At 49.7% G+C, this 12,548-nt stretch carries 8 protein-coding genes; 7 read left to right on the forward strand and 1 reads right to left on the reverse strand.

From position 1 onward, the window contains the following. From QF045_RS16760 to QF045_RS16790, 7 genes are all read left to right on the forward strand, one after another. Positions 1 to 3,180, forward strand: coding sequence for an efflux RND transporter permease subunit (locus QF045_RS16760; protein ID WP_306493196.1), 3,180 nt, complete (start codon positions 1 to 3; stop codon positions 3,178 to 3,180). After that, the gene (locus QF045_RS16765) at positions 3,177 to 4,592 is read left to right on the forward strand and encodes an efflux transporter outer membrane subunit (RefSeq protein ID WP_306493197.1); all 1,416 of its coding nucleotides are present in this window, start codon (positions 3,177 to 3,179) and stop codon (positions 4,590 to 4,592) included. The genes QF045_RS16760 and QF045_RS16765 overlap by 4 nt, the downstream gene beginning before the upstream one ends. A 436-nt stretch (positions 4,593 to 5,028) precedes the next feature. Continuing rightward, a complete protein-coding gene (locus QF045_RS16770; RefSeq protein ID WP_306493198.1) occupies positions 5,029 to 5,169 on the forward strand; it encodes a hypothetical protein in 141 nt (46 codons plus the stop codon). Positions 5,170 to 5,257: 88 nt separating this feature from the next. Continuing rightward, the gene (locus tag QF045_RS16775; protein ID WP_306493199.1) at positions 5,258 to 6,235 is read left to right on the forward strand and encodes a cupin-like domain-containing protein; all 978 of its coding nucleotides are present in this window, start codon (positions 5,258 to 5,260) and stop codon (positions 6,233 to 6,235) included. A 161-nt stretch (positions 6,236 to 6,396) separates the two neighbouring features. Next, positions 6,397 to 7,626 (forward strand): hypothetical protein, encoded by a 1,230-nt coding sequence (locus QF045_RS16780; protein ID WP_306493200.1) that lies wholly within the window; start codon positions 6,397 to 6,399, stop codon positions 7,624 to 7,626. Between the two features lie 39 nt (positions 7,627 to 7,665). Next, the gene (locus tag QF045_RS16785) at positions 7,666 to 10,068 is read left to right on the forward strand and encodes a ThiF family adenylyltransferase (protein WP_306493201.1); all 2,403 of its coding nucleotides are present in this window, start codon (positions 7,666 to 7,668) and stop codon (positions 10,066 to 10,068) included. Between the two features lies 1 nt (position 10,069). Beyond that, positions 10,070 to 11,317: an MFS transporter gene (locus QF045_RS16790; RefSeq protein WP_306494912.1), complete on the forward strand. Its 1,248-nt coding sequence runs from the start codon at positions 10,070 to 10,072 to the stop codon at positions 11,315 to 11,317. 65 nt (positions 11,318 to 11,382) lie between these two features. On the opposite strand, the gene QF045_RS16795 is transcribed toward QF045_RS16790, so the two are convergent. Beyond that, on the reverse strand, positions 11,383 to 12,399 hold the full coding sequence (locus QF045_RS16795; RefSeq protein WP_306493202.1) for an AraC family transcriptional regulator: 1,017 nt from the start codon (positions 12,397 to 12,399) through the stop codon (positions 11,383 to 11,385). Positions 12,400 to 12,548: the final 149 nt, after the last annotated feature.

Here is a 12,548-nt window from a genome sequence, read left to right on the forward strand (position 1 = left end):
ATGAATTTTTCCAAGTTCTTCATTTCGCGGCCGATCTTCGCAGCGGTGCTGTCGCTGCTGATCCTGATCGCCGGTGCGATCTCGCTGTTCCAACTGCCCATCAGCGAATACCCGGAAGTGGTGCCGCCGACCGTGGTGGTCCGCGCCAACTTCCCCGGCGCCAACCCTAAAGTGATTGGCGAAACCGTGGCAGCGCCGCTGGAGCAAGCCATCACCGGCGTCGAAAACATGCTGTACATGTCTTCGCAGTCGACCGCCGACGGCAAGCTCACCCTGACCATCACCTTCGCCCTGGGTACTGACCTGGACAACGCGCAGGTGCAGGTGCAAAACCGCGTGACACGCACTCAGCCAAAACTGCCTGAGGAAGTGACGCGCATCGGTATCACCGTGGACAAGGCCTCTCCCGACCTGACCATGGTGGTGCACTTGACCTCCCCGGATCAGCGTTACGACATGCTGTACCTGTCCAACTACGCGATCCTCAACATCAAGGACGAGCTGGCCCGCCTGGGTGGCGTCGGCGATGTGCAGCTGTTCGGCATGGGCGACTATTCCCTGCGCGTCTGGCTGGATCCGAACAAGACCGCTTCGCGTAACCTGACCGCCACCGACGTGGTCACGGCGATCCGTGAGCAGAACCGTCAGGTGGCAGCTGGTGCCTTGGGCGCACAGCCTGCACCGAGTGACACCAGCTTCCAGTTGTCGGTGAATACTCAAGGCCGGCTGGTCACCGAGGAAGAGTTCGAGAACATTGTGATTCGCGCCGGTGCCAATGGTGAAATCACGCGCCTCAAGGACATCGCCCGCGTCGAGTTGGGCTCCAGCCAATACGCACTGCGTTCGCTGATCGATAACCAACCCGCCGTCGCGATCCCGATTTTCCAGCGTCCAGGCTCCAACGCCATCGACATCTCCAACGATGTGCGCAGCAAAATGGCCGAGCTGAAAAAGAACTTCCCGGCGGGCATGGATTACCGCATCGCCTATGACCCGACCATCTTCGTACGCGGCTCCATCGAAGCGGTGGTGCACACCCTGTTCGAAGCGCTGATCCTTGTGGTGCTGGTGGTGATTCTGTTCCTGCAGACCTGGCGCGCCTCGATCATTCCATTGGTGGCGGTGCCGGTATCGCTGATCGGTACGTTTGCGGTGATGCACCTGTTCGGGTTCTCCCTCAACGCGCTGTCATTGTTTGGCCTGGTACTGGCCATCGGCATTGTGGTGGACGACGCCATCGTGGTGGTGGAGAACGTCGAACGTAATATCGAGTTGGGCCTGGAGCCGTTCCCGGCCACTGAAAAGGCCATGAGTGAAGTGACCGGCCCAATCATCGCCACGGCGCTGGTGCTGTGCGCGGTGTTCATCCCGGCTGCGTTTATCAGCGGCTTGACCGGTCAGTTCTACAAACAGTTCGCCTTGACCATTGCGATCTCGACCGTGATCTCGGCGTTCAACTCGCTGACGCTGTCCCCTGCCCTCGCCGCCGTGCTGCTGCGTGGTCACGATGCGCCGAAGGATCGCTTCTCAAGGTTCCTCGACAAACTGTTCGGCGGCTGGCTGTTCCGCCCCTTCAACCGCTTTTTCGAAAAAGCCAGCCATGGCTACGTGGGTACCGTGCGCCGAGTGATACGCGGCAGCGGTATTGCGCTGTTCGTGTATGCCGGCCTGATGGTGCTGACCTTCTTCGGGTTTGCCCACACCCCGACCGGCTTCGTGCCGGCCCAGGACAAGCAATACCTGGTGGCCTTCGCCCAACTGCCCGACGCCGCGAGCCTGGACCGCACTGAAAATGTGATGAAGCGCATGTCGGAGATTGCCCTGAAGCAACCCGGCGTGGAAGCCGCGATTGCCTTCCCAGGCCTGTCGATCAACGGGTTCACCAACAGCCCGAACAGCGGCATCGTGTTCGTGACCTTGAAACCCTTCGATGAGCGCAAAGACCCGAGCATGTCCGCCGGGGCAATTGCCGGCGCATTGAACGGCCAATACAGCAACATCGAAGAAGCCTACATGGCGATCTTCCCACCGCCACCGGTACAAGGCCTGGGCACTATCGGCGGGTTCCGCCTGCAGATCGAAGACCGTGGCAACCTCGGCTATGACGAGCTGTATAAAGAAGTGCAGAACGTCATCGCCAAGAGCCACAACGTGCCTGAGCTGTTCGGCCTGTTCACCAGCTACACGGTCAACGTGCCACAAGTCGACGCTGCCATCGACCGTGAAAAAGCCAAGACCCACGGCGTGGCGATCAGCGACATCTTCGACACGCTGCAGGTCTACCTGGGCTCGTTGTATGCCAACGACTTCAACCGCTTTGGGCGCACCTATCAGGTCAACGTGCAGGCCGAGCAGCAGTTCCGCCAGGACTCCGATCAGATCGGTCAGCTCAAAGTGCGCAACAACAAAGGCGAGATGATCCCGCTGGCGACCTTCATCAAGGTCAGCGACACCTCGGGCCCGGACCGCGTGATGCACTACAACGGCTTTATCACTGCTGAAATCAACGGCAACGCCGCACCGGGCTACAGCTCCGGCCAGGCCCAGATAGCGATTGAAAAGCTGCTCAAGGATGAACTGCCCAACGGCATGACCTACGAGTGGACCGACCTGACCTATCAGCAGATCCTCTCGGGCAACACCGCGCTGTTCGTGTTCCCGCTCTGCGTACTGCTGGCGTTCCTGGTACTGGCCGCCCAATACGAAAGCTGGAGCCTGCCGTTGGCGGTGATTCTGATCGTACCGATGACGCTGCTGTCGGCCATCACCGGGGTGATCATCTCCGGCGGCGACAACAACATCTTTACCCAGATCGGCCTGATCGTACTGGTGGGCCTGGCGTGCAAGAACGCGATTCTGATCGTCGAGTTTGCCAAGGATAAACAGCAGGAAGGCCTCGACCCGCTCGCCGCGGTACTGGAAGCCTGCCGCTTGCGTCTGCGGCCGATCCTGATGACCTCGTTCGCCTTCATCATGGGTGTGGTGCCCCTGGTGCTGTCCAGCGGTGCCGGTGCCGAGATGCGTCATGCCATGGGCGTGGCGGTGTTCTCCGGGATGATCGGGGTGACCTTCTTCGGTCTGTTGCTCACACCCGTGTTCTACGTACTGATCCGGCGCTATGTGGAGCGCCAGGAGGCGCGCAAAGCGGCCAAGGCCTTGAAGCTGGAGACACAGCAATGAGCGTGAAAGTATTCCTGCCGAGCCTGCTGGTACTGGCGCTCAGCGCCTGTGCCGTAGGCCCGGACTACAAAACCCAGACCCCGGAGGCGGCCAACATCACGGCCGCTGCCGATGCCAAGCAATATGACCATGCCAAGTTCGAAGGCATCTGGTGGCAGCAGTTCGAGGACCCGACCCTCAACCAACTGGTGACCCAGTCGCTGCAAGGTAACCGCGATCTGCGCGTAGCCTTTGCCCGTCTGCGGGCGGCGCGGGCCATTCGTGATGACGCCAGCAATGACGCCATGCCGACGATTACCAGCAGGGTCAGCAGTGATCAGGGCAAAGGCCAGATTCCGGGCCAGACCACTAGCCGGGTCAAGACCGAGCGTTACGACCTTGGCCTGGACATGGCCTGGGAACTGGACCTGTTCGGTCGCATCCAGCGCAACCTGGAAGCCACCGACGCCGACCAGCAGGCCGCCGAGGCTGACTTGTACCAGCTGCAAGTCACCCTGATCGCTGAACTGGTGGACGCCTATGGCCAGTTGCGTGGCGCGCAACTGCGTGAACGCATTGCCCTGGACAACCTGAAGAACCAGCAGGAATCGCGCACTATTACCGTCAGCCTGCGCGACGCCGGTGTGGGCGACCAGCTTGATGTAGAACGGGCCGATGCACGCCTGGCGGCTGTGGAAGCCAGCGTGCCGCAACTGCAGGCCGAACAAGTGCGCGAGCGAAACCGCATCGCCACCCTCCTCGGCCAGCGCCCCGACAAACTCAGCGTGGACCTGAGCCCGAAAGACCTGCCGGCGATTGCCAAGGCGCTGCCGATTGGCGACCCAGGGCAACTGTTGCAACGGCGTCCGGACATCCTCAGCGCCGAACGCAAACTGGCCGCCGCCACCGCGCGCATCGGCGTGGCCAAGGCCGACCTGTTCCCGCGGGTCAGCCTCAGTGGTTTCCTCGGCTTCACCGCCGGGCGCGGTTCGCAGATCGGCTCATCCGCCGCCAATGCCTGGGCCCTTGGCCCGAGCATCACCTGGGCCGCCTTTGACCTGGGCAGCGTACGCGCCCGTTTGCGCGGCGCGGATGCCGAGGCCGACGGTGCCCTGGCCAGCTACGAGCAGCAAGTGTTGCTGGCGCTGGAAGAATCCGAAAACGCCTTCAGCGACTACGGCAAGCGTCAGCAACGCCTGGTCTCGCTGATCCGCCAAAGCGAATCCAGCCGCGCCGCCGCCGACCTGGCCGCGATCCGCTACCGCGAAGGCACCGTGGACTTCCTGGTCCTGCTCGACGCCCAACGCGAGCGCCTGGCCGCCGAAGACTCCCAGGCCCAGGCCGAAGTGGATCTGTATCGCGGGATAGTCGCGATCTACAAAGCGCTGGGGGGTGGCTGGAAGCCGGATACGGTGGTTGCCACCGCCAAGTGATGTAAAGAGCTCCTTTGGTTGGTCGCATCCAGCCAATTTTTAGCCCTGTGATCGATTCGGTCATGGGGTTTTTTTTGCTACGAACGTCCTAAAATGTTGAACGTTATTTCTGTAAGACGAACAAGAAGTCCTTGGTAAGTAATTTCCTAATACCGCACTGCGCCTAGCGATCAGGATTAAGTGTTTTTAAACACTGCGTCATTTTCTCTTCTTACGGATATCCTGATACATAAAGTCACAACCTGTACATTTGCCTAATACGACCAACATGTTCTTTACTGATGACGTCACTGATTAGCTTAAACGAATACGCAGATCGTCCACGAGAAATCAGGGTGTGTCGCGTAACTCAGGGCTGGAACGTCAAATTAATCAGTGGCCGCCTGCTTAATTAAGCACCGTCACTAGCCCGCCAATTAAAAAAAGGTATAAAAAAATGAAAACTGAAGAAGTGAATGAGCAAGTACCAGAACCAGATAACAGCTTTTCTGCCACGAATGAAAATGAAGACGTCTCTTTCTTCATGGACCTAGCAGATGATGAATTGATGCTTCAGGCTGTTTTTAGTCGTTGTTAGTAGTCAGCTAGCGCCGTCATAAAAAAGGTCATTCATTAGTTTGGCCTTTTTTCAAACCAATAGCAGTTTGTTAAGCAGGATTATGCCCATGCTAAATAAACATATTATTCCTCTTGAAAGCGTAGATGCTAGCGAGGTAATGAGATTTCAAAAAAATTACCTTCTGAGTGAAACGCCAGTCATTTTAAAAGGGATGGGAAAAAATTGGCCAGCTATGAAACGATGGTCTGCGGATTTTTTCAAAAAAAATTACGGAGCTGTTAATGTACCTATCTGTTACTACAAAACAAAACAGCAAGAACCTTACAAAAACCAAACTAGAATGCCGTTAAGGAAATATATATGTATAGCAGAAAATAAAGGCATTACTGACTATGAGGCTGAGTTACCGTATCTGGGTGGATGGATCTATCATAAAGAGTTTCCTGAACTACTAAATGACATAGACATGACATTACCCTGCTTTCCCGATAACTGGCTGTACAAATTACCACCTTCGATTTCAATACCACCAACAAATTTACTTATCGGCTATGAAAAAGTATCTAGCCCTCTACATACAGATTCTTTTTTCGTTAACTCCGTACTAACCATGATTGTGGGCAAAAAAAAAGCGCGCATGGTGTCGCCTCTCCACACTTCTGCAGTTTCGAATGGACAAAATTTATTTGATAATGAAACTGCTAATAAAGTGCTCGGGCAAGGCGCCGAAATTTTTGAAGGTACAATATCGGCGGGTGACGCATTTTATATCCCCCCTGGATGGTGGCACAACGTGATCAACTGCGGGTTCACTATCGCTGTTCAGAACTTACATGTAGATACTCATAGATTCCCACTATTTGAACAGCAAATGCGCGGATTCGTTTTACCCATATTAAGCAAAATCGAGGACTTAGGTAAAGAAGCTAGAGCAGAACTATTTGAAGTAGCGCAGAAACTGCCCCCTCCCCTATCTCATGAAATAGGTAGTTTTATTGAGCATGAGAAAAAATATATCGAGTTCCTCAAAAACGCAGCAGAAAAAACTGAAGACTATTTAAGAAACCATTACTTAAAACCTTAGTTATTTAGAAGCCTCACACCCAACGAATCTAAACTGATAGGGCCCATTAACTTTTTGCGCGGAGCTTTTTTTCAGAACATTCAATCGCTAAAAACGATCCAAGCCAACGATAAAAACTTAAAGCTCGCACATCTGACACTAAAAAGTAAGGAGGCTGCGTGGTGAATAACAATAAATTTTTCAGAATTGCTGTAGATGCAGTTCCGGGATCACTAAAATCCCCTAGAAATTATGGCGCATTACAATTAGCAAGCTTGGGAGCCCTTCCTCCACGAACGCCGTTATCTACACCGCTCCCGAACGTGAGCATAGAAGGCGGCTGTGATATAAAAGTTCAGGATGAGGAGCATACATACATTCTTTCCCCCAAAGCTAATAAGAACTGCGAACTGAATAAGATTTCAGGCAAGGATTATCTAAGCGGGCTTATCTATCTGGCAAGTAAAGATATTCTTGTTCGTCATCTAATTATGAGTAATGCCAAATTAGAGTTAACACCAGATGGCAGCGCCATGATCAGATTTCAAGATAGGATGCCGGCCTTTGAAGGATTACTATCATCCCCAGCTTGGATACCATTTCGTGCTGATAAATGGCCTGGAGCACGACAGATCTGTGAGATTGCTCCTAACCGGTGGGAGGCTTTCTGCCCCTACAATAGCATTCCGCCTATACTTATAGAAGTTGTTCGCAATCCTGAAGAAAATATTACTCTTTACGAAAAAGGAATCATTAATCAGACTGCAGACACCGCCACTCCATTTAACTCAACCGCATTGGTTAATGGACAGCGTATTGTTAAGAAAACGCCACTCAGAAGTGTTCTTGTTTTTTCAGGCGAGCTTATTGGAGATGACAAAAAATCACTTCGTAAAGAAATTAAAAACATTTTAAAAGAGGCAAACTGCGGAGAACACGTAGGTTGGGCAAAGGCATCTACACCATCTGACGACCCCGTACCACTAAAAAATTTAATACCATTAGACTGGTCTCCTATAGCATCCAAAAATGGTCTTCTTCTTGCATTTTCTGATTATTACCCAAACGCTACAGTAGCTTGGTCCATTGCGATGACTCTACATAAGAATGGTATACCTTGCACTCCAGTTTCTGACAGCTATTCAAATCCTAAAGTTAAAGCTGCTATGCGCCTATTGATTATTTCTGGACCAACCGATGATGCTTGGGGTAGATATGCGTCATTAATGTTATGCCCAGCTTGGCGAAATGAATCAGAAGCCCAACAACTATATTTCAATACATTAAAATCACCTATGTTTAGCAATCCACATAGAAGATTGCTTGATCATCTATTAGACGATATATGCCCAAGTGTCACTATTGGTGCTATTCCAAGTATCTGTTTGAGCAATATTAACCTCCAAGATTGATAGACCTGCTGTAGCCAATAAGCCAACAGGAGCGATGCTATGAGTACAATATACACAAAAGTAGACCTACATATTTCTCCAAAAGACAACTCAAGCAAAGTCTGCCAAGACATAATTAAAGCTTTTGGTTTATCTGAAAAAGGGTGGACCGAGTCACTATCAAATTTAGACATTCCTACAAACGGAATTGTTCTAATAACAGGCGCAAGTGGTGTTGGTAAAAGCTTACTATTAAAAGAAATATCTCGACACTTTTCAGCCATAAGAAAAATATCTGACCACATTGATAAAGCGAAATCTATTGCCGAGATAATATGTTATGACGATGCAGGAGCAGTAATCCGTTACCTCTCAAAATTTGGACTGGGAGAGCCACGTATTCTGATTGGCCCCTTCTCTCACCTATCTGATGGGCAAAAAGAACGTTTCCTTATTGCGTCGGCCTTAATGCAGGGAACCGGGCCACTTATCCTTGACGAATTCACTACACGATTGGATAGGCGTACAGCTCACATTGTCGCTATAAATTTAGGGAAAATTCTTCGCTCCAATAAACAAAACGCTTTTATTGCAAGTTGCCACGACGATGTCGTCGACTTTTTAAAACCTGACATTCACATTGAGCTTTGCGCAGATGGTAAACACCGTATTTCGAACAAAAAAATCAAACCCGCGAATATATTAGAAAGCTTAAAAATAGAAATAAAGAAAGGCACCATAGACGACTATAAAAAACTTTCTCGTTATCACTATGAAAATGACAACCCGAATGATATAGATATGTTGGCGCCTCTAGTTGACCATGTTGTTACTGCTTATTCTCAAGGAATGTTGATTGGTGTCAACTTATGTATACGTCCATGGCCAAAGGCATTCGAAATATTTCCTGAGTTCTCAGAGATCAATAAATCTATATTGCAATCATTTCGGGTTATTGTACATCCGCAGTATCGTGGCATTGGTTTGACTAAAGCGCTAGATGTAATTCCCAACTCGAATACAAAAACACTATTATCATGGTCTGCATTTTCTTCATATTACTCTTTTCCTATACTAGCAAATTATCAGCGCTTTCATAGCCCATTTGAAATGATGAGCGACGCTGAAATTCTGCTTCAATCATTTGTTGAGCCTAGACAAAAAAATAAAGAAAAATCTCTTCACCTGATTATCGAGTGCCGAGAAATTTGGCAAGACCTAACAAATGAGGAAAAAAGGATATTGAAAGATTTAGTAGTGGATGCCGCCATCGAGAAAAGTTTACGCCTAACTTTATTTCAAAGAAAAATATCTGGCTTGGAAACCTCCGTTGAGTCCAGAAAATTTATCAAATCTATTTTTTTAAAACTTTATTCCAGATCCAGTAGCGACATTTTACCCATGCTGTTGGCTGAAACAGTTTATAGACCAATGGCTATGTTCGTTAAAAATATAGGCGACATACGTATAACGGAGAATCCCCTTATTAAATTAGAAAGCCCATGGGTCTTGCGTGGTGACGTTGCTATTCTTAGGGATAAGAATCAACTTAAATTTATCGCAGAGGACGGAGTGAAAAGTATCAAGCCTCACAACTCCAATACTGCCAAATTGCTTCATCTACTTAGTACAACAGGGGTAGTGTTGGAATTAGAGAAGGAACCGGAAGGAAGCCTTTTTCGAAAATTAAAAGATGCTAATCTTATTCACACAGCCCCTCCTTGCGGGATGACTCCGTTACAGTCTGTGCAATGGTCCTGGAATGAAGCAATAGCACCAAACCATGAAATTAGTCAACGCCTATATAATTCATCAATAGTAATTGTTGGTTGCGGCGGTACTGGATCTTTAGTTGCACAAAGCCTTGCTGGTTCAGGAGTTGGCTCCTTTGTCTTGATTGATTTTGATAAAGTGAGCATGAGCAATCTTAATCGTCAATTTGTTTTTAGCGCACGGGATATCGACCAATATAAAGCAGACATACTCGCTCAGCGATTATTGGAAAATCAAAAAGTAGTAAAAACAAAATCCGTTATATTAGAGATAACTTCTAGTAGACACTTAGCAAGGTTAGCAAGGGGAGCGAATTTGATAATCTGTTGTGCAGATGAGCCTAAAGGAGCCATTCTGAGTTACGTTGCTAAAGCAGCACTAAAAACAGGCGCCTCAGCCCTGTTCGGTGCCGTCGGCATTAACAATGGCACACTCGGGCCGCTTTTGAGAGACAAACCTTCATTTCAGGCATATCTACGCTGGACTAGAGACGTACACAATGTTTGTAAAAAAGTAATTATTCCTGCACGTTTTCCATCCAATGGAATAACAAACTCGATTGTTGCCAACCTTATGGCGTGGGAGGCTCTTCAACACTTGGCAAAAATTGGCCCTTCAAAAGTAAATGCGTGTATTTTAAGCTTAGATTTCAGAACTCTAGAACTCACAAAGAAACAGGCATTTGAATAAAATGAACGGATTAGGTTTTTTAAAAAACAAAAATGATAATTTATATTACTCTTTGTCAATTTTCCTAAATATGGATGTTCAAAGAAGCCTATTCGTTCTTTACTTGCTACAACTTGGCATCACACAAGGAGAGGTAGGTGTGCTCCAGTCTTTTTTATTTTTTTCTTGTGTAGCATTAGAAATTCCGTCTGGCTTACTCGCAGATCGATATGGCCGCAAGTTTTCTCTTATGGTCGGCTTTCTAGGGTTATGTATAAGCGGTATAGGCTTCTTACTATTCTCCTCTTTTATTCCCTTCGCGATTATATTCTGCCTATTCGGTGCCAGCATTGCAATGGGCTCCGGTTCAGACAGAGCATTATTGTATGATAACTTGCTGGCAGAACACCGTGCTAGAGAGTATCCCAAGATATTGTCGCGTGCCCGTGCTATCGGTGCGGTTTCATTAGGCTTATCCATGCTTCTTGGTGGTATATTACAAGATAACTTATCATGGAACAGCGTTTATATTTTTTTTGCGATATCAAAATTTATCGGCGCACTTATTGTAATGTGCATTCCCGAAATGCGGCTTCCGTCTACCTCACCGGCGCTCCCTAAAGAAAATAGAGTAAGCCATGAAACGGCAGAAAACGTTTTCACATCGCTCGTCAATTTTTTCCGTTCAAAAAGGGGGTCTCTTCTTATACCTCTATTTATTGGCTATGCATTATTCGAACTATCAACGATTCCCCTTTTTATCTATGGCCAGCCGTTTTTTGCCATGCAGGGTTTAGAGGTACCTATTATTGCCGGCGTTTATGCTGCCGTTGAAGCCATATCGGCAGTTATGTTCATAGCTGCGGGTTTTATTTGCTCTAGATTTTCTCTCGGCATAATTGCTCTTACCACTACCGCCGCTGTTACCTTTCTACTAGGTATTTTATCATTAAACATCGGAACTATTACTTCGGCTGTAACTTTCCTTCTTATTATGTCGCTCCCTTCAATCTATGAAACCTCATATGAAACATATATTCATGAGAATGTTGACTCACACATCCGGGCGTCCTGCCTATCTGTCGCAAACCTGATAAATTCAGTTATCATCGGCATCTCTTATACTATTTTTGGCGGGCTGCTGGATGCTTATGGTTTTTCGTTGACTTTGGTTATAGTTGCTGCCACCTGCTTTGCTGGTTTATTTGGTGTCAGCACAACACTATTCTTAAACGGACAAAGAAGTCATTTAAAAAAACAGGAAGTTTGAATCGCGCAGAGTTTTTCACACTCTACAGGCTCACTGCGTAACGTTTTCAAGTCACGGCATTAATCTTACGTAGCATCATTCAAAATCAAACTCCGATAATGCCCCGGATTCGACCCACTCCACTTACGAAACGCCTTATAAAACGAACTCGTATCGGCAAACCCCAACCGCTCGGCAATCTGCGCAAAGCTGATCTGCGGCTCCGCCAGCCACACTATCGCCAACTCCTTGCGCACGCTGTCCTTGAGGCCTTGATACGTCTGGCCCTCTTCCGCCAGGCGGCGGCGCAAGGTGGACGCAGAGATGCACAGCGTGGTCGCGAGGCCTTCAGTCTCCGGCCAGGTGTGGGGCGGCAGCTGGCGCAGGTCATGCTTGATACGGCTGGCAAGGCTTTGCGGGTCGCGGTATTTGACCAGGATATTGGCCGGCGCCTGGCTGAGGAAACGTTGCAGTTCTTGTGGGGTTCGTTTGATCGGCAGGTCCAGGCATTCGGCGGAAAAAATCATGCGGGTGCGTGGCCGATCAAAGCGCAGATTGTCTGAAAACATCACCTGGTAATCGTCACAAAAGTCCGGCCGTGCGCAGCGCAGTTCGATGGCCAGGATCGGGATGCGCCGCCCCGCCAGCCAGCAGGCGACGCCGTGAACGATCATCCAATAGGTGAAATAGGTGAACGCGCGCTTGGCCTCGGGCTCAGGCTCAAGCAACACGATTTCCGCCAGACTTTGTTGGCGTACCAATTGGGCAGGCATGCGCTCGAGCATCAGTGACAGAAAATCCAGGCCGGTTTCCAGGCCGGCCAACAGGCTGGGTTGTGCCAGCGAGGCGCGACACAAAAACGCCAGGCTGCCGGATTTGAGCTTGCGCGGGTCCATGCCGAAGAATTCGTCGTCCAGACGTCGCGCCAGCAAGCGCCACAACCGCGCATATGCCGTGGCAGCCACGCGCGCGCTGGGCTGTTCCAACAACAGCGGGTCAATCCCGACTTTGCTCAACGCCTCAACGGTGGCCGCTCCCGGTGCGCAGCTCTGCAACAGGGCTTCGCGCACGAGGTGAATGGAGATGGTGTCTTTTTCCGACATGGGGTGTTGCTCGATCCGGCTGCGGTTTATGGCCTGCATGATAAGGGCGGTTGCCCTTCGCCACCACCGTTCAGCCCAGGTTCAGCAAAGGTCAATATTTCTTGTTTAGCAATGAGTATCATTATGTTACAACTTAGCTTCCTATCTAG

Source organism: Pseudomonas sp. W4I3 (assembly GCF_030816195.1).
GTDB lineage: Bacteria > Pseudomonadota > Gammaproteobacteria > Pseudomonadales > Pseudomonadaceae > Aquipseudomonas.

Bases quoted from the DNA above. Each gene is read 5' to 3' on its own strand.
- QF045_RS16760 (WP_306493196.1), top strand. From the start codon at position 1: ATGAATTTTTCCAAGTTCTTCATTTCGCGGCCGATCTTCGCAGCGGTG.
- QF045_RS16765 (WP_306493197.1), top strand. From the start codon at position 3,177: ATGAGCGTGAAAGTATTCCTGCCGAGCCTGCTGGTACTGGCGCTCAGC.
- QF045_RS16770 (WP_306493198.1), top strand. From the start codon at position 5,029: ATGAAAACTGAAGAAGTGAATGAGCAAGTACCAGAACCAGATAACAGC.
- QF045_RS16775 (WP_306493199.1), top strand. From the start codon at position 5,258: ATGCTAAATAAACATATTATTCCTCTTGAAAGCGTAGATGCTAGCGAG.
- QF045_RS16785 (WP_306493201.1), top strand. From the start codon at position 7,666: ATGAGTACAATATACACAAAAGTAGACCTACATATTTCTCCAAAAGAC.
- QF045_RS16790 (WP_306494912.1), top strand. From the start codon at position 10,070: ATGAACGGATTAGGTTTTTTAAAAAACAAAAATGATAATTTATATTAC.
- QF045_RS16795 (WP_306493202.1), bottom strand. From the start codon at position 12,399: ATGTCGGAAAAAGACACCATCTCCATTCACCTCGTGCGCGAAGCCCTG.